13 protein-coding genes are annotated in these 17775 nt (G+C 65.5%); 4 read left to right on the top strand and 9 right to left on the bottom strand.

What is annotated here, in order from left to right; genetic code table 11:
• On the top strand, positions 1-2034 hold the full coding sequence (locus CSAL_RS05660; RefSeq protein WP_011506413.1) for a CocE/NonD family hydrolase: 2034 nt from the start codon (positions 1-3) through the stop codon (positions 2032-2034).
• Positions 2035-2270: 236 nt separating this feature from the next.
• Positions 2271-3683, top strand: coding sequence for a PhoH family protein (locus CSAL_RS05655; RefSeq protein ID WP_035410805.1), 1413 nt, complete (start codon positions 2271-2273; stop codon positions 3681-3683).
• A 130-nt stretch (positions 3684-3813) separates the two neighbouring features.
• On the opposite strand, the gene CSAL_RS05650 is transcribed toward CSAL_RS05655, so the two are convergent.
• From CSAL_RS05650 to CSAL_RS05635, 4 genes are all read right to left on the bottom strand, one after another.
• Positions 3814-4056, bottom strand: coding sequence for a hypothetical protein (locus CSAL_RS05650; RefSeq protein WP_050934496.1), 243 nt, complete (start codon positions 4054-4056; stop codon positions 3814-3816).
• Positions 4057-4190: 134 nt separating this feature from the next.
• A complete protein-coding gene (locus CSAL_RS05645; RefSeq protein WP_043558028.1) occupies positions 4191-4826 on the bottom strand; it encodes a DUF938 domain-containing protein in 636 nt (211 codons plus the stop codon).
• Complete coding sequence (locus tag CSAL_RS05640; RefSeq protein ID WP_011506409.1) at positions 4823-5500, bottom strand: alpha/beta hydrolase; 678 nt, start codon at positions 5498-5500, stop codon at positions 4823-4825. The genes CSAL_RS05645 and CSAL_RS05640 overlap by 4 nt, the downstream gene beginning before the upstream one ends.
• An 88-nt stretch (positions 5501-5588) precedes the next feature.
• Complete coding sequence (locus tag CSAL_RS05635; protein WP_011506408.1) at positions 5589-7358, bottom strand: SLC13 family permease; 1770 nt, start codon at positions 7356-7358, stop codon at positions 5589-5591.
• 120 nt (positions 7359-7478) lie between these two features.
• Between CSAL_RS05635 and CSAL_RS05630 the strand changes: the two genes are divergently transcribed.
• Positions 7479-9062, top strand: a complete 1584-nt coding sequence (locus tag CSAL_RS05630; protein ID WP_011506407.1) for an alkaline phosphatase family protein — start codon at positions 7479-7481, stop codon at positions 9060-9062.
• A gap of 32 nt (positions 9063-9094) precedes the next feature.
• Here CSAL_RS05630 and CSAL_RS05625 read toward each other — a convergent pair whose 3' ends face one another.
• From CSAL_RS05625 to CSAL_RS05615, 3 genes are all read right to left on the bottom strand, one after another.
• On the bottom strand, positions 9095-10084 hold the full coding sequence (locus CSAL_RS05625) for a TerC family protein (RefSeq protein WP_011506406.1): 990 nt from the start codon (positions 10082-10084) through the stop codon (positions 9095-9097).
• A 224-nt stretch (positions 10085-10308) separates the two neighbouring features.
• Entirely contained in the window at positions 10309-10554 is a 246-nt protein-coding gene (locus CSAL_RS05620; protein ID WP_011506405.1) for a hypothetical protein, read from the bottom strand.
• Positions 10555-10730: 176 nt separating this feature from the next.
• Positions 10731-11330, bottom strand: a complete 600-nt coding sequence (locus CSAL_RS05615) for a LysE family translocator (protein WP_011506404.1) — start codon at positions 11328-11330, stop codon at positions 10731-10733.
• Positions 11331-11429: 99 nt separating this feature from the next.
• Here CSAL_RS05615 and CSAL_RS05610 point away from each other — a divergent pair, with 99 nt between their 5' ends.
• The gene (locus CSAL_RS05610) at positions 11430-12824 is read left to right on the top strand and encodes an aminotransferase-like domain-containing protein (RefSeq protein WP_011506403.1); all 1395 of its coding nucleotides are present in this window, start codon (positions 11430-11432) and stop codon (positions 12822-12824) included.
• A 179-nt stretch (positions 12825-13003) separates the two neighbouring features.
• Here the strand turns inward: CSAL_RS05610 and katE are convergent, their stop codons facing one another.
• Positions 13004-15193 (bottom strand): catalase HPII, encoded by a 2190-nt coding sequence (katE, locus tag CSAL_RS05605; protein ID WP_280512634.1) that lies wholly within the window; start codon positions 15191-15193, stop codon positions 13004-13006.
• 216 nt (positions 15194-15409) lie between these two features.
• On the bottom strand, positions 15410-17509 hold the full coding sequence (locus CSAL_RS05600) for a methyl-accepting chemotaxis protein (RefSeq protein ID WP_011506401.1): 2100 nt from the start codon (positions 17507-17509) through the stop codon (positions 15410-15412).
• Positions 17510-17775: the final 266 nt, after the last annotated feature.

The raw sequence follows: 17775 nt of genomic DNA, 5'->3' as shown, positions 1-17775 counted from the left end.
ATGCGCATCGTCAGCCATTTTCCCCGCCAGATTCACGAGGAGGAGGACTGGATCACGCTTGCCGACGGCTGTCGGCTGGCGGTGCGCATCTGGCGTCCGGTGGATGCCGAGCGCGACCCCGTGCCAGCCATTCTCGAATATCTGCCATATCGCAAGCGCGATCTGACGGCCATGCGCGATGCCCAGTCGCATGCCTACTGGGCCGGCCACGGCTATGCCGGCATCCGCGTCGACATGCGAGGCAGCGGCGAATCGGATGGAGTGTTGCGCGATGAATACCTGCAGCAGGAACTCGACGATGGCGTCGAGATTCTCCAGTGGCTGGGCCGGCAGCCCTGGTGCACCGGGGATGTCGGCATGATCGGCATCTCCTGGGGCGGATTCAACGGCTTGCAGATCGCGGCGCTGCAGCCTCCCGAGCTCAAGGCCGTCATCACGCTGTGTTCGACCGACGACCGTTACGCCGACGACGTTCATCACATGGGCGGCTGTCTGCTCGGCGACAACCTCTCGTGGGCCTCGACCATGTTCGATGCCAATGCCTGTCCGCCGGACCCGTTGCTCGTCGGCGATCGCTGGCGCGACATGTGGCAGGAACGCCTCGAGGGCAGCGGCCTGTGGCTGGCCAAGTGGCTGCAGCATCAGCGCCGCGATGCCTACTGGAAGCACGGCTCGGTCTGCGAGGACTTCTCGCGCATCCGCTGCCCCGTGTACGCCGTCAGCGGCTGGGCTGACGGCTATTGCAACGCCGTGTTCCGCTTGCTGGCGGGGCTCGACGTGCCGCGCAAGGGGCTGGTCGGTCCCTGGGCGCACAAGTATCCTCATCTCGGCGTGCCCGGGCCTGCCATCGGGTTCCTTCAGGAATCGCTGCGCTGGTGGGACCACTGGCTGAAGGGCAAGGCGACCGGAATCATGGACGAGCCCATGCTGCGCGTCTGGATGCAGGAATCGGTCCCGCCGTCGGCGCGTTACGAGGCGCGTCCGGGCCGCTGGGTATCGGAACCCTGCTGGCCGTCGCCGCGCATCGACACTCGCCCCTTCCGACTGACCAGCGGCCACGACCTTCTCCCCGGAACTCAGGAAGACGCGGCACCCGACAATACTCCGCTGACGGTGCGCTCACCGCTTTCGGTGGGGCTTTACGCTGGCAAGTGGTGTTCGTACAACGCGCCCCCGGATCTGCCACACGATCAGCGCGACGAGGACGGTGGCGCCCTGGTCTTCCAGACCGCACGGCTCGACCGGGACATCGAGATCTGCGGTCAGCCCGTCGTCGAACTGGAGCTCGAAGCCGATCAGCCGGTGGCGATGGTGGCGCTGCGTCTCAGCGACATCGCCGAGGACGACAAGGCAACGCGCATCTCCTACGGCCTGCTCAACCTGACCCACCGCGACAGCGATGAACATCCGCAGCCCCTGGAGCCCGGCAAACGCTACCGCGTGCGCGTCCTGCTCAAGCACATCGCCCAGCAATTCCCGGCGGGAAACGCCATCCGGCTGTCGGTCTCGACCAGCTACTGGCCGCTCGCCTGGCCCGCGCCGGCCCCCGTCAAGCTGACGCTATATCCTGCCGGCAGCCGACTGCTCCTGCCCTGCCGACCACCGCAGCCCCGCGAGGAAGCCGACCTGCCCGTCTTCGCCGATCCCGAAGGTGCCCCACCGCTCGCCGTGACTCGCATACAACCCAATCAGGAAACGTGGCGGGTGATACGCGATCTCGCCAACGACCAGACCATGCTCGAGGTCATCAACGACGAGGGCGTCATACGTCTCGACGACATCGACCTCGAACTCTCGGTACGCGTCATCGAACGCTACACCTACGCCTACGGCAACTACGACAGCCTGAGCGGCTGGACGCAGTGGGAGCGACGCTTCCGGCGCGGTGACTGGGAGGTGCGCAGCGTGACCCGCACCTTGATGACCTCCAGCGCGGAAAGCTTTCGCCTGCGCGCCACGCTGGACGCCTACGAGAACGACAGCCGCGTGTTCGCCAAGAGCTGGGACGAGGACATCCCCCGCGACCTGGTGTAGCCATGGCGATGACATCGGCCGACGATGGACGAATGAGCCGTCCATTGCCTGCCTGCATTGCATTTTCGTGTCGCTGGGCCATGCTGAAGATAACCATACCGACAGGAGGAGAGCCCGACACCATCTCGACCGGACCGTTTCGCAGGCGACGCTGCCAGGGTGAGTCGAGTGCCATGCAGGCGCAACATCATTCTGTCAGGGTCGGAGAAGCCGTTAACCAAGGAGTGCTTCCCCCGATGGTGAGACTCGACAAGAAAGCGACCCGGCTCTATGTGCTGGATACCAACGTCCTGATCCACGATCCCGCAGCGCTATACCACTTCGAAGAACACGATGTCGTCATTCCCATGACCGTGTTGGAGGAACTCGACAAGCACAAGAATGGCATCCGTGAAATCGCCCAGACCGCGCGGCAGATCAGCCGCACGCTTTCCGACCTGACGTCCCGCTTCACCCCCGATCAGATTCAAGACGGTATCCCCCTGCCCGTCAGCCACGGCCCCAGCGGTCGGCTACGCTTTCTGTGCTACACCGACCTCAAGACACTCGACCCGCTGGTCGACTCGCCCGACAACCGCTTGCTCGCGGAAACCTGCCGCCTTCGCGACGAGCGTCCCGACGCCTCGGTGATCCTGGTCACCAAGGACATCAACCTGCGCGTCAAGGCGGCGGCCCTCAACGTGCCCGTGGAGGACTATCTCAACGACCGTGCCTTCGACGATCTGGATGCGATGATCGAGGGTGCCAAGGTCTACGCCGAGGCCGGCCAGGAAGGGCGCGGGCTGTGGGACCGGCTGAATGTCGAGGTCGACGTCGAGCGCACCGAGGAGGGCACTCTCTACCATCTATCCGGCGAGTTGCCGAAGGATTGGCATGTCGGCATGCTGGTCTCCGACAGCGAGAACGGCGCCGGCTTCGAGGCCATCGTGCGCTCTCTCGCCCCGCGTCGCGCCTCGTTGCAACTGCTGACCAACTACCGCCACCACGACGGCGTCTGGGGCGTGCATGCCCACGACAGCCGCCAGAACTTCACCCTCAACCTGTTGATGGACCCCGAGATCGACCTGGTCACCATCGCCGGCAACGCGGGTACCGGCAAGACCTACATGACCCTGGCGGCGGCCTTCCAGCAAACCCTGGACAGCAAGCGCTTCGAGCGCATCGTCTTCACCCGTGCGCCTATCCCCATGGGCGAGGACATCGGCTTTCTGCCCGGTACCGAAGAGGAGAAGATGTCACCGTGGATGGGGGCATTCCACGACAACATGGACAATCTGCTGCGCGATGAACAGCACGGCGGTTCCAGCTGGAGCGACGGCGCGACCCGTCAGTTGATCGGCTCGCGCGTGCAGATTCGCTCGCCGAGCTTCATGCGCGGGCGGACCCTGAGCGATACCTTCCTGATCATCGACGAGGCGCAGAACTTCACGCCCAAGCAGCTCAAGTCGCTGATCACCCGGGCGGGACGCAATACCAAGCTGGTACTGCTCGGTAACGTGGGACAGATCGACACGCCCTACCTGACCGCCAACACCTGCGGCATGGCCTACGCGGTGGAACGTTTCCGCGACTGGCCGCATGCCGGCCACATCACCCTGAAAAGCGTCGAGCGCTCACGCCTGGCCCTGGCTGCCGAGGAACTGCTCTGACACCGCGTCTCGCGACGCGTTTCTCCTGCGCGTTCCATTCCCGAAACGCACAGCGCCCCGGCCGAACGGCCGGGGCGCTGTCATCATGCATGGGCGGCGGAACCGGAAGGCCGACCGTCCGACGGAGATGCTACTCCTCGGTGGAAGACGGCTTGCGGTTGTTGACCACGTCCTCGATGAGCTGCTCGTTCTCGCTGCGCGGCATCTCGTCGAGCATCTGCTTGGCGGTCTGATAATCGCCGATCTCGGTGTTGCATGAGCTGCAGAACACCCGGTCATCGGGTTGCTGCGCCTGGGAGACCGTCACCTTGTGGCTGCCGCATTTCGGGCATCCCTTGGGCAAACGCATCTCGATGGAAAAGTCCTCGTTCATCGCCATTCCTCCATGAGCCTGCGGAAAGGGATCGAGACCCACGCCGCTTGCGCCGACGCCGCCACAATCCATGTACTGCCCCTAGTGTTTGGGGCCCTGGGCGAGAAATCAAGCGCAGCAACGTGCCACCGTCGTCAGCGCCGCCGAAAGACCACGCCCAGGTTATTCGCCGGCAATTCGTCGACACGCTGCAGATCGAGCCCGTGCGCCTCGGCCTCGGCCGCGACGTCCTCGAGCGACCTGATGCCCCAGGCCGGATCGCGGCGGCGCAGATCGGTGTCGAACGCGGCATTGCTCGCGGCGGTGTGTTCGCCGTGTCGCATGAAGGGACCATACACCACCAGCACGCCGGTCGCCGGCAGGCGACGGCCGGCCTCGCGCAAGAGCGCCTGGGTCGCGGCCCAGGGCGAGATGTGCAGCATGTTGATGCAGACCATGGCCGATACCTCGTCGGCCGCATCGGGCCAGGACCCGGTGACGTCCAGCGCGAGCGGCGATTCGAGGTTCGTCAGCCCCGCGTGACGCCGCCAGGCGTCGATGGAGCCACGGGCCTGCGCGCTGGGGTCGCTGGGTTGCCAGACGAGCGCGGGCAGGTGCGTCGCGAAATGCACGGCATGCTCACCGCTGCCGCTGGCGATTTCGAGGACGCGCCCCGTGGCGGGCAAGACCTCGCGCAGCAGCGCCAGGATCGGCTCGCGGTTGCGCTTCGCGGCGGGCGTGGAAAGACGCACGCCGTCACCGGGCTCGGGCGTTTCCATGCTCTGCATCATGCCTCCTTCGCGCCCAGCCGAGCGTTCAGCCACTGGCCGATGTCCTCGATCTGCTCAGGACACAGCGCGTGCTGCATGGGATAGGTGCGGTAGGTCACCGCATAGCCCAGCGCCTCGGCCCGCTCGGCACCTTCGTGCCCCAGCGCCTCGGGCACCACCGGATCGAAACTGCCATGATGCACTTCGATGGGCAGTGCGCGATTGGCCTCGCTGGGCTCGATGGAGGTCGCGGTCGCGAAGTACGTGGACAACGCCAGCAGCCCGCCCAGCGGCTTGGGGTACGTCAGCGCCGCGTGATAGGCCACCGCACCGCCCTGCGAGAACCCCGCGACGATGATGCGCCGGCTGTCGATGCCGCGGGCGATCTCGGCATCGATCAGCCCATGCACCATGTCCGCCGATGCCTTGAGCTGCGCTTCGTCGATGCGCCGGCCGAGGTTCATGTCGAGGATGTCGTACCAGGCCGGCATTTCCATGCCGCCGTTGACCGTCACCGGCATGCGCGGCGCATGCGGAAGCACGAAACGCACCGCCAGGTCCTTGGCCAGGGGCAGCGCCGGCACCAGCGGCTCGAAGTCATGCCCGTCGGCGCCCAGGCCGTGCAGGAGAATGACCGTGGCATCGGCCGCGCGTGCCTGTCGGGGTTCGATGATCAGAGGCGAAGAGTCGGCCATCGGCTGGGCTCCTTGAAACGATTTGCGCGGATGAGAAGGCACAGGATGTGGCAAACGGGCGGCCCTGTCCACGCCTCCCGAGCGTGCGTCAGAACGGCCAGATCAACGGAATCAGCACCAGCGTCACCGCGCCCACCAATACACTCAGGCCGCCCCCGACGCGCAGATAGTCGCTGAAGCGATACCCGCCGGGCCCGTAGACCATCAGGTTGGTCTGATAGCCGATCGGCGTCAGGAAGCTGGCCGAGGCGGCGAACATCACCGCGATCACGAAGGGCATGATATCCACGCCCAATTGCTGCGCGGCTCCGGTGACGATGGGAAAGGCGATCACCGCCGCCGCGTTGTTGGTGACCACTTCGGTGAGCAACGCCACCACCAGATACGCTCCGATCAACAGCAGGTACGGGTTGCCATCGGCCAGCGACAGGGCGCCCTGGGCGAGGACCTGGGCGGCACCGGAGCTTTCCATCGCCGCTCCCAGCCCGAAGGACGCGGCGATGGTCAGCAGCACCTGGGTGTCCAGTCCACGACGGGCCGCGCCGATGGAGCAGCACCCCGTCATCAGCGCCAGTGCGACGCCGAGCATCGCCGCCTTGAGCAGGCTCAGGACCCCGAACGCCGCCAGCCCGACCACGCCGAGCATGATGCTCCATGCCACCCAGGCGCGTTCGTGGTGCGGCCGCGCCTGGCCATTGAGCTCGCTGATCAGCAGGAAGTCGCGCGACTGACGATGTCGCTCGACGAACGCCGGGCGTACCTCCATGAGCAGCACGTCCGCCGCCTGCAGGCGGATCTGTCCCAGATTGCCGGATACGCGCTCGCCATGCCGGCATACCGCCAGCACCGAGGCGCCATAGAAGGTTCGGAAATGCCCTTCGCGCAGGCGCCGACCCAGGAACTGGCATTGCTCGGAGACCACCGCTTCGACCAGACGCCGCTCGGCGAACGCCTTCTTGAGGCTCGACTGCCCCTGACCGGTGGGCCGCAAGCCACGAATCTGCTGCAACTCCACCGCCGCTTCCGTGGTCCCAGCGAAGACCAGGCGATCATTGGCCTTGAGGCGCTCGCCGCGCCCCACGACCGAGACCACGTTGCCATCGCGTTCGATCTCGACCAGAAACAGGCCCTCGAGATGGCGCAGCCCGGCTTCCTCGACGCTCTTGTCGACAATGGGGCCTTGCGGGTCGACCTGCATCTCGATGGTGTACTCGCGCGGGTTCTCGAAGACATCCGATGCGGTGCGGCGCCGGGGCAGCAGCCAGCGCCCCACCAGCATCAGGTAGGCCAGCCCGACCAGCGCCACGGGCACGCCGACCCAGGCGATGTCGAACAGGTGCAGGGCACGCTCGGGATAGCGTTCACGCAGCAGGCCATCGACCACCAGGTTGGTGCTGGTGCCCATCAGCGAGCAGGTGCCGCCCAGGATCGAGGCGAAGCTCAGCGGCATCAGCAGGCGGTGCGCGGGCAGACGCAGGCGGCGACTCCAGCTCAGTACCGCCGGCAGGAAGGTCGCCACCACCGGCGTGTTGTTGAGAAAGGCGCTGATCGCCGAGACCGGCAACAGCAGGCGCCCCTGGGCGCCCAGCTCGTGTCGCGGCCGGCCCAGCAGGTAGCGAATGATCAGGTCGATGCCGCCCGTCTCGCGTATGCTTGCCACGAGGATGTACATGAAGGCGACGGTGAACAGGCCGCTGTTGGAAAAGCCTCCCAGGGCCTCGTCGGCATCGATGATGCCGACGCCGAACAGCGCGATGACCGCGCCCAGGAGAATCACGTCCGGCCCGAGACGGCTCAGCGCCATCAACAGGAACGACGCCGCCACCACGGCCAGCGTCAGCCACGCATCGAACGGCATACCGCCAATGTCCTAAACAGAAAACGATAGGCGCATTGTGACGAACCGCGAATATTCCCTGAAGTTATTTGTAGGAATGGACTTAGATGCTTTTTGTTCTATAGCGAACGAGGGATCCGCATGCGCCGCTGGTGGTTAACGCTACTGCTCGTCAATGTCACGCTCATCGCCACAGCACTCCCGCGTACGGGGGTCACGGCAATGCCCTGGCTGGCCGTGGACGGCTTGATGCTGATCGCCGCCCTGAGCCTGTGGCCAGGGCATCGCCACGCCCGGCGCGGGCTGGGTTACGCCGCCGGCGCCCTCATCGCCATCGTCGTGCTGGGCACCGTGGGCAACACGGTCACCCAGGAAATACGCGGCCGCCTCTTCAACCCCTATCTCGACCCCGCGCAGTTGCCGATCTTCCTGGAATTGCTGCGCGACAATCTGGGGCTGGCGACGAGCCTGGTGCTGGTAGCGGTGGCGATCGTCGGCCTGCTCGCCATCGGCGGCGGGCTCGGTCATCTGCTCGCCACCCTGCCCCGCCCTCGCCGACCGTCCGCCCGTCTCACTCTCGTCGGGGTGCTGGTCGTGAGTGCGGGACTGGTGCTGCTCGGCCCCACCCGACACACGACCTGGCTCGGCACGCCCGGCGTCGGCCTGCTCGCCGACCAGGTCACGCGCGCCTACGCCACCCACGCGGCTGTGCGCGATTTCGATGCCCAGCTGACACGCAGCGAGACGCCGCTCGATGCCCCCGAGGGGCACCCCCTGCCCGGGCTCGCGGGGCGCGACGTCATCCTGGCGTTCGTCGAGTCCTACGGCATGGCCGCGCTGGAACGCGCGCCCTTCGCGGCACCGGTGAACCAACGTCTCGACACCATGGCCGAGACGTTCGAACGCGCCGGCCTCAGCGTCGCCAGCGGCCGGCTCGTCTCGCCCACGCTGGGCGGCCAGTCGCGCCTGGCCCACGCCAGCGTGCTCAGCGGGCTATGGATCGACTCCACGCTACGCTACGACCTCCTGCTGGAAAGCCCGCGCGCGACTCTCGTCGACGACTTCGAACGCAGCGGGCACACCAGCGTGGCGATGATGCCGGCCATCTATCGCGACTGGCCGGCGGGACGGCGCCTGGGCTATGACACCATCCACGACGACCCCCGACTCGACTATCGCGGGCCGCGCCTGGGCTGGGTGACGATCCCCGACCAATTCGTCTGGCATCGCCTGCGCCAGCTGCGCGACGCGCATGCCGAGCCGGTATTCGCCGAACTGGCGCTGATCAGCAGCCACGCCCCCTGGACACCGGTGATCGAACCGCTGCCCTGGGACGCCATCGGCGACGGCGAGGGCTTCTCGCGCTGGGAAGACGCCGGAAGCGACTTTCTCGAAAAATGGGGAGACAACGCGGGCATGCGTCAGCGCTACGGCCCCTCGCTGGCGTACTCGCTGGCGGTCGCCGCGGAGTACGCCGTGCATGACGTGGACGCCGACAGCCTGCTGATCCTGCTCGGCGATCATCAGGCAGCCCCGGGAATGCTCGGTTTCACGCCCGACCGCGAAGTGCCGGTGCACGTTGTCAGCGGCGACCCCGACCTGATCGCCCCCTTTCTCGAGCATGGCTTCGTGCGCGGCACACAACCGCTCCGCGATACGCCCGCGCGCTCGATGGCCGATCTACGCGACTTGCTGCACAGGCTGTACGGGGGCGACGCCTCCTGACGTCGCCCCGTCATGCGTGGCCTGAACCTGCGTCAGGCGCGAACCCGGTCGCGGCGGTCCTTGATCCAGCTCGCCACGCTGGTGGTCACCAGCGCCCCGACGATGACGGTCATCGACAGCCAGATGGGGATCTCGGGAATCGACTCGATGGGGTGCCCACCGTTGATGAACGGCAAGGTATTCTCGTGCAGCGCCTCGAGCACCAGCTTGACGCCGATGAAGGCCAGGATCACCGACAGCCCCAGGCCCAGGTAGACCAGGCGCGACAGCAGACCGCCGAGCAGGAAGTACAGCTGCAGCAGGCCCAGCAGGGCAAAGGCATTGGTGGTGAAGACGATATAGGGCTCGCGCGTCAACCCATAGATGGCGGGAATGGAGTCCAGCGCGAACAGCAGGTCCGTGAAGCCCAGCGCCACGATCACCATGAACAGCGGCGTCACCACCCGCTTGCCGTCGACCTTCGCGATCAGGCGCTGGCCATGATACGCCTCGGTCGCGGGCAGCCAGCGCTGCGCCAGGCGCACCGCGAGGTTGGGGCGGTACTCTTCTTCCTCGTCGCTGTCCTTGAAGCTCTCCTTGCCGAGCTTGTAGGCGGTCCACAGCAGGAAGGCGCCGAAGATGTAGAAGACCCAGCTGAACTGATGAATCGCCGCCGCGCCCACGGCGATGAAGACGCCGCGCATGATCAAGGCGATGACGATGCCGATCAGCAGCGCTTTCTGCTGATGGACCCGTGGCACCGCGAACTTGGCCATGATGATCACGAACACGAACAGATTGTCCACCGAAAGGCTCTTCTCGGTAATGAAACCCGCGAAGTACTCGGCGCCGCGCTGCGGTCCCCAGACGAACCACAGTCCCACCCCGAACACCACGGCAATGGCGATGAACACGCACGACCAGGCAGCCGCTTCCTTGAAACTCGGCTCGTGCGGCTTGCGTACGTGACAGACGAAATCGAAAACGAACAGCGCGATGATGCCGGCCACGGTGGCCAGCCATACCCACAGGGGAACGTGCATGAGTCTACCTCCGGTCAACGGTCAACGTTGCCGAAGGTCTCTCCCGCTCGGCGTTGGCACCGAGCCGCTGTCACCGGGGCGTTGCGCCCGTGCTGACGATGACAGCGCGAATCGACGGGCCGGGCGGCCCGCATCGGGAATACTCCCCTTCCGCTAGCGCGGCATTGTGGGGCGCGGCGCCGCGCAATGCAACGCTTATCGGCGCCGGCGTCCCGAAGAGGACATCAGCCCCAGCAATGCACGTAGCGATAGGCCGTTTCGGCCAGACGCGAGTCCAGCCCCCAGGGCGCGAAACGTCGCGCCATGTCGTCGACGACCTCGCGCAACGGCCGCGACGCCTCGCGAACGCGTGCCTCGATGATGGTGCCGATCGTGAACAAGGCACTGTTTTCAGGGCTGGTGTCGTCCACGCGCGGTGACTTCAGCCACGGCGCCTTGCGTGCCAGCTCGACGTCTTCCTGGGTAATCATCTCCCGACCTCCCGATACACTTGCTGTCTCGCTTGTTGTGTGTGACTCACGGCTACCACTACGACTTTAGTGCAATGCGCGAAGTTCCGCCATGCGTCACATCGGCGCAATCGTTGTGTGGTATAGAGGCCGCCGTCGGCACGTGCGAGTCGCGCGGCAATGCGGGCAAGCGCTCCTCAGCCGAGGATGAAGATCACGCAGGCCGCAGTGAGCGCCCCCATGGTCACGTTGAACACCCGCCAGGCACGAGGGCCTTTGAGCCAGCGTCCGATGGCGGTGCCGAATCCCGCCCAGAGCGCGATGCAGGGGAACCCCACGAGCTCGGCCACCCCCGCCAGCACGAGGGCGTTAACGACGGTGTTGCCATCCTCGGGCAGAAAGCTCGCCATCAGCGTCAATCCCATCACCCAGGCCTTGGGGTTGGCGAACTGGAAGGCGGCTGCCTGCCAAAAGCTCAAGGGGTGGCCTTCGCTCGCGCCGAAGTGCGGCGGCGGTGCCGTCGCGATGCCCCAGGCCAGATACAGCAGGTAGAGGCTGCCGATGATGCGCAGCAGCGTCTGCACCAGCGGAAAACGCTCGAAGACGACACCCAAGCCCAGCGCCAGCGATGCAAACAGCACGAAGCAGCCACCGATGATGCCCAATAGATGCGGCATGGTACGTCGGAACCCGTAATTGGCCCCGGAGGCAGTGAGCATCATGTTGTTGGGGCCCGGCGTGATGGTCATGGAAATCATGAACAAGGCAGCGGGCCCGAAAGCGGACAGCATGTCCATCTGGATTGTACCCTCACAATTTATTCAAATGGGTTTATTGTCTCCCTCTTTTGTGAGAATAATGAGTGCAATAACAGCGTCAAAGGTTTTATTGTCACCATGACAATCTGGACACCCGAACTGCCCGAGGGCGGTCCACGCTACCGGCGCATCGCCGAGGCCATCGCCAGGGCCGTCGAAAGCGGCGATCTGGCCCCCGGCGACAAGCTACCGCCCCAACGCCGACTGGCCGATCGTCTGGGCGTCACCATCGGGACCATCACCCGCGCCTACGCCACGGCCCACCGCCAGGGCTGGGTCGATTCGCGGGTGGGCAGCGGTACCTATGTCCGCCAGCCCCTCGGGGAAGCGCCCACCAGTTTTCGTGCCGGGCAACCTGTCGACCAGGGCATGATCGACATGGGAATGAGCTTGCCGCCGCCGCATCCGTTGCGCAGTCAGGGACTTCAAAACGCCCTCGAGAGTCTCACTGCCTCGCCGCAGTCCCTTCAGGCGGCCACCGAGTACCAGCCGGAGGCCGGCGACGAGGGGCAGCGGGCGCGCATCGCGGCCTGGCAAGGAAGCCTCGGCCTGCCCGATGACCCGAGTCGGCTGGTCATCACGCAAGGCGGCCAGCACGGCATCCAGCTCGCCCTGCAAGTCCTCACCCAGCCGGGTGATCTGGTGGCGGGCGACGCGCTGACGTACCCGGGCTTCATCTCCGCCGCCCAGCAGGCCCACCTGCGGCCGATGGCAGTGCCCATGGACGAGGGGGGCATGGACCTCGATGCCCTGACCCGGTTGTGCGCTCGCCAACCGCCGCGCGCGCTCTACACCACGCCCGATCTCAACAATCCCACCGGTGCACGACTCGACGAAGCACATCGCAGGCGACTGGTGGCCCTGGCGCGCGAGCACGACATCTGGCTGATCGAGGACGCCGTGCAGTACCTCCCGCAGGCCGAGCGCGGCACGCCACTGGTCGAGCTGGCGCCAGAGCGCACCCTGCACATCTTCAGTACCTCCAAGGTGCTGGCCGGCGGACTGCGCATTGGCAGCCTCACGGTGCCGGCGCATCTGCTGGAGCGGCTGGGTACGGCGATTCGCACCCAAAGCTGGATGGTGGCGCCGCTGATGGTCGAGACGGCCTGCCGCTGGATGGAGAACCCCGCCAGCCAGGAACTGCTCCACTGGCAGATCGACGAGCTTGCCGCTCGTCGCACGCTGGCGCTGGACCGCCTGGCAGTACATGGCGCGCGGAGCCGTCAGGGCTCGTCGCTGGTCTGGCTGCCGCTACCGGCAGGACGACGCAGCAGCGAGCTGCAGACGCTGCTTGCCAGGCGCGGCGTCAAGGTGTCCACGCCGGAGCCCTTCTGCATGGGCAGCGAACCGGCCCCCCAGGCACTGCGATTGTGTCTGGGGCCTCCTGCGAATCGCGACTCACTGGAAAAGGCGCTGTCGCTGATCGACGAGGCACTCTCGGAAGCGCCATCGTCGCCCTGGCAGACGCTGTAAGGAGATGGAACGAGGCTCTCCTCTGGCGCGACGATCGCTCGCCCAGCACGGTGCCTCACCCAGGCACGCCCCCTCACAAAAAAACCCGCCGGACGTATCCGTCGGGTTTCGGTGGCGACACATTGCCGTGCTGCCGCAAGACGTGCGGGGGCGTTACCGGCCGGCGACCGGCGACGCGTTCAGGCCGGCATGCTGTTGGCCCTGGCATCGCGCGGCCAGACTCGATGCTGGCCCATCGCCTCGGTGAACGGAGTGAAGACATCGTCCACCGTGGCTCCCAGGAAGATACCGTCTTCCTGGGTGGGCACGCCCGCGGCGGACAGCAGATCCCGACCCTCGCCGATGGCGGCGATCGCCTTGAGGTGCTTGTAGGCCTCCTGGACGTAATACAGTCCCAGCCCGGACTGCGACAGCGCCTTGGCGCTTTCGGCGCCGCCGACCACGATCACCGCATCCAGTGTCACCGACGGCAAGCCGTTGAGCATGGCATCGGGGACGACCTGCTGCCCGTTGGTCGCCTTGACCGGCGCCATGCTCGGTGCAATGACAATGCCCTTGGCTCCCTCGGCCTCGAGCTTGGCCTTGAGGGCTTCCACCTGATCGCCATCGACGCCGTCGGCCACCAGTAACGCCACCTTGCGGTACTTGATGTCATGCGGCAGGCGCGCCATCAGGCTCAGCGCCTCGGAAGCCTGTTGCGAGCCATTGCCCAGTTCCTCGGCGGGGGCCGGTTTCTCGGCAGGCGTTTCGATACCGTGGTTTTCACCGACTCGCCGCGCCAGTTCAAGGTCGATGTTGGGCAGGATCTTCTGGATCACCCGTTCGCGGATCCACGGCCGTTCCACCTTGGACAATTCGAAGGTGTAGGCGGCGATGATGTGTTCCTTCTCGACGTCGGTCTGCGAATTCCAGAACAGCGTGGCCTGCGAATAGTGATCGCCGAACGACGCGCTACGCGCACGGATCTTGTTGGCATCGACGCGCTCGTTGACCGTCTCGAAGCCGCCATTTTCCGGTGCCGGCGGCGTTTCGCTCGGGTAGCCGTCATCGATCGAATTGGGCTCGTAGGATGCCTGCCCCTTGTTGATGGTCTGGCGATGCATGGAATCGCGCTGGTTGTTGTGGAACGGGCACACCGGCTGGTTGATCGGGATTTCGTGGAAGTTGGGCCCGCCCAGACGCAGCATCTGGGTGTCCAGGTAGGAGAACAGGCGTCCCTGCAACAGCGGGTCATTGGTGAAGTCGATACCCGGCACGACATTGCCCGGATTGAATGCCACCTGCTCGGTCTCGGCGAAGAAATTGTCAGGGTTGCGATCGAGCACCATCTTGCCGATGGGGGTGACCGGCACCTGCTCCTCGGGGATGAGCTTGGTCGGATCGAGTATATCGAAGTCGAACTTGTGCTCGTCCTCTTCCTCGATGACCTGAATGCCAAACTCGTATTCGAGGTAATCGCCGCTCTCGATATCGTCCCACATATTGCGGCGATTGAAGTCCGGATCGCGCCCCCAGAGTTTCTGCGCCTCGTCCCAGATCAACGAACAAGTGCCCGCCAGCGGCTTCCAGTGGAACTTCACGAACCGTGCCTTGCCCTGCTTGTCGACCAGCCGGAAGGTATGCACGCCGAAACCTTCCATGTTGCGGTAATGACGCGGGAAGGCGCGATCCGACATGGTCCAGAGCACCATGTGAGCGCTTTCCGGCATCAGCGAGACGAAATCCCAGAAGGTGTCGTGAGCCGACTGCCCCTGCGGAATCTCGTTGTGCGGCTCGGGCTTCACGGCATGCACGAAGTCGGGAAACTTGATCGCATCCTGAATGAAGAACACCGGCATGTCGTTGCCGACCAGGTCCCAGTTGCCTTCGTCGGTGTAGAACTTGGTGGCGAAGCCCCGCACGTCGCGCACCGTATCGTTGGAACCGCGCGGCCCCTGCACCGTGGAGAACCGCACGAAGACGGGCGTTTTCTTGTCCGGGTCCTGAAACAACCCTGCCTTGGAGTACTGGGCGGCCGCCGCATAAGGCTGGAAATAGCCGTGCGCCGCCGCGCCGCGAGCGTGAACGATGCGCTCGGGAATGCGTTCGTTGTCGAAATGGTTGAGCTTTTCGCGGAAGATGAAATCTTCCATCAAGGTCGGGCCACGCTCGCCGGCCTTCAGCGAATTGTGGTTGTCGGCGATCCGAGTACCCTGATTGGTACGCAGGTCGTGCCCTTTTGCATCGCTGCGAAACGCTTCCAGGCGATCGGACTTGCTCGACTCGGTCGTCTTGTGGGCCGTATCGTGCGCCTCATCGCTATTGGAATGCGTATGGGGGTTCTTGGCCATGGTCAAACTCTCCTCGTTTGCAGAATGGCCCCCGCGCACTTGCAAGACGTCATTCGAACGCGGCCTATCGGTTCCCTGGCCTGCCCGTTCGACAACGCTGTGTTATCACGCTTTTTTCAATCTCTCCTTGAAGGTAGACAGGGCCACCTGAGAAGCGCAAATACCGCTCGCCCGGGCAGCGCTATCCAACCGCCCGATACAAAAAACCCGCCGGCGGTGTCCGGCGGGTTTGCGTGGTGGCCCGAGGGCCGCGCGTCAGCGCGCGTGCGAGTCGCTGGGTAGCGCGGCCGGCTGGTGGTTTCTTTCCCCTTCGCCACGCTCACGCAGCGTGAATGCGCCGACGGTCTCGGCGAGACGATGCGACTGGGCCTTGAGCTCGGCGGCGGCGGTGGCGCTCTGCTCGACCATGGCGGCATTCTGCTGCGTCATGTTGTCGAGTTCGGTCACCGCGACATTGACCTGGCCGATGCCATCGCGCTGTTCGCTGGTCGCGGCGTCGATCTCGCCGAGGACCTCCGAGACCCGAGCCACGCCCTCGACGATTTCGTCCATCGCCGTGCCCGCGCTGCGTGCCAGCTCCGCGCCGGCCTGGGTCTTGTCGGCGGCATTGTCGATCAGCGACTTGATCTCGCGTGACGCCTCGGCGCTGCGCGTGGCGAGCTGGCGCACCTCGCTGGCCACCACCGCAAAGCCACGCCCTTGCTCGCCGGCCCGCGCCGCCTCGACCGAGGCATTGAGCGCCAGCAGGTTGGTCTGGAAGGCGATGCCATCCATGGTGGTCACGATCTCGGCCACCTGGTGCGAGGCCGCCTCGATCTCGTCCATGGTCTTCACCACGTCCCCGACGACCTGGCCGCCCCGCGTCGCCGACTGACTGGCCGAGGTGGCAAGGCCGCTGGCCTGGCGCGCCGAGTCGGCGGTATTCGAGACCGTGCCGGTCAACTCCTCCATCGAGGCCGAGGTTTCCTGCAGGCTGGAAGCGGTGGTGTCCGTGCGTCCGGCAAGATCCTGGCTGGCCGAGGCGATCTCCGACGAGGCCACGCGCACCGAATCGCTGCTGTCGCGCACGTCCAGCAGTACATCGTTCATGGTGTCGGCGAAGGCATTGAACTGCGTCGCCAGCTCGGCGATCTCGTTGCGACCACGCACCGGCAGGCGCTGGGTCAGGTCGCCGCCACCGGAGGCGATATCGCGCATGCGGCCGGCCAACTGGCGCAGCGGCCGCGACAGGCTGCCGCCCAGCAGCCAGCTGACCAGCAGCCCCAATGCCGCGATGACCGCACCCACCGCGATCATGCCGGCCATGTCGGCTTGGCGCTGAGCCTCGAGGTCCGACTGAAGGTCATCGGCGCCGGCCATGACCACATCCGCCGGCAGACGAATCATCACGACCCAGGGTTTGCTGTCTTCCAGCAATCGGAACGGCCAGTACAGCTCGATCATCTCGCCCGAGGCGTCACGCACCGGATCGCCGGCCTTGGCCCGCTGCAATTGCGAAACCACCGTCTCGTCGAAGATGGCGCCCGCCTGCTTGCCCGCCGCCTCGGCATGACCGGTGGAGGCGGTAATCCCGCCGCGTGGGGCGATCAGCGCCATCTCGCCGGCACCGTCGTAGAGCGAGCCATTCGCCTCGCGAAGCAGCCCCTGGATGAAGTCCACCGACAAATCGACCCCGGCGCTGCCCCGGAATTCACCGTCGACCATCACCGGCACGTTGAACGAGGTCACCATCAGGGTCTTGCCGTTGTAGTCGTACGGGGCCGGGTCGATGACACAGGGCTTCTGGGTCTCGCGCGGGCATAGATAGTATTCGCCCTCGCGAATACCACTGTCCTGGCGCGTCTCGCTTTCCATGGTCTCGCCCAGAGGCAGCACTTCGATGTCGCCCGACTCGGTGCGATACCACCATGGCATGAAGCGACCATCGGGGCCATAGCCGGCGTCTTCACGCCCCGTGTACTCGCTGTCATCGCCGAAGGCATCGGGTTCCCAGCCGATGAAGGCATCCAGCAGGTCGGGGTTTTCCGCCACCGTGTCGCGAATCACGTTCGACAGTTCCTCGCGGGACAACGAGACGCCCCGATCCCCCTCCATCAGTTCGTTGAGCGAGGCGAGGTTGCGCGCCTGATCCAACGCCTGGGTCAGCCGCGCCTGAATCCGCTCGGCCTGGGTCGAGGCCACCGCATCCAGACGTTGCTCGATGTTCTGTTCGAGCAGTTCACGAGTTTGACCATCGACGAAGGCCATCGAGCGAGAGTTGGCGAAGGTGGCATAGCCCACCAGCGCCACCACCAGGACCACGATGCAGGCCCCGACGAGTGTCGCGACCAGCGTACGAATCGATTTGAAATGCATGCTCACACCTCCATCCCGAGTGACCGGGCGAAGGAGCATACGGGACGTAGCGATGCCGATACGGCAGCGCCCGCCACCTGGCGGCACATGGATAAGCAAGGCAACATGGAAACGATCTCGTCATGACAGGATTCAAGTGGGCAGGGGCAGGCGTTGACGCCCCGTGCCCCGCGTATCGGCCGGTCATAAGTAAACTTTAGGCAACGTACGACCTGGCCGCGCTCCGTCTCCCAGCGTTCCTTCTCTCCGCCCCCTCTCCCCGCCTC

The organism is Chromohalobacter israelensis DSM 3043, from assembly GCF_000055785.1.
Taxonomy (GTDB): Bacteria; Pseudomonadota; Gammaproteobacteria; order Pseudomonadales; family Halomonadaceae; genus Chromohalobacter; species Chromohalobacter israelensis.
Note: the sequence above shows the minus strand (reverse complement) of the source record. Positions and strands in the feature narration are given on the sequence as shown.

Bases quoted from the DNA above. Each gene is read 5' to 3' on its own strand.
- CSAL_RS05660 (WP_011506413.1), top strand. From the start codon at position 1: ATGCGCATCGTCAGCCATTTTCCCCGCCAGATTCACGAGGAGGAGGAC.
- CSAL_RS05655 (WP_035410805.1), top strand. From the start codon at position 2,271: ATGGTGAGACTCGACAAGAAAGCGACCCGGCTCTATGTGCTGGATACC.
- CSAL_RS05650 (WP_050934496.1), bottom strand. From the start codon at position 4,056: ATGAACGAGGACTTTTCCATCGAGATGCGTTTGCCCAAGGGATGCCCG.
- CSAL_RS05645 (WP_043558028.1), bottom strand. From the start codon at position 4,826: ATGATGCAGAGCATGGAAACGCCCGAGCCCGGTGACGGCGTGCGTCTT.
- CSAL_RS05640 (WP_011506409.1), bottom strand. From the start codon at position 5,500: ATGGCCGACTCTTCGCCTCTGATCATCGAACCCCGACAGGCACGCGCG.
- CSAL_RS05635 (WP_011506408.1), bottom strand. From the start codon at position 7,358: ATGCCGTTCGATGCGTGGCTGACGCTGGCCGTGGTGGCGGCGTCGTTC.
- CSAL_RS05630 (WP_011506407.1), top strand. From the start codon at position 7,479: ATGCGCCGCTGGTGGTTAACGCTACTGCTCGTCAATGTCACGCTCATC.
- CSAL_RS05625 (WP_011506406.1), bottom strand. From the start codon at position 10,084: ATGCACGTTCCCCTGTGGGTATGGCTGGCCACCGTGGCCGGCATCATC.
- CSAL_RS05620 (WP_011506405.1), bottom strand. From the start codon at position 10,554: ATGATTACCCAGGAAGACGTCGAGCTGGCACGCAAGGCGCCGTGGCTG.
- CSAL_RS05615 (WP_011506404.1), bottom strand. From the start codon at position 11,330: ATGGACATGCTGTCCGCTTTCGGGCCCGCTGCCTTGTTCATGATTTCC.
- CSAL_RS05610 (WP_011506403.1), top strand. From the start codon at position 11,430: ATGACAATCTGGACACCCGAACTGCCCGAGGGCGGTCCACGCTACCGG.
- CSAL_RS05600 (WP_011506401.1), bottom strand. From the start codon at position 17,509: ATGCATTTCAAATCGATTCGTACGCTGGTCGCGACACTCGTCGGGGCC.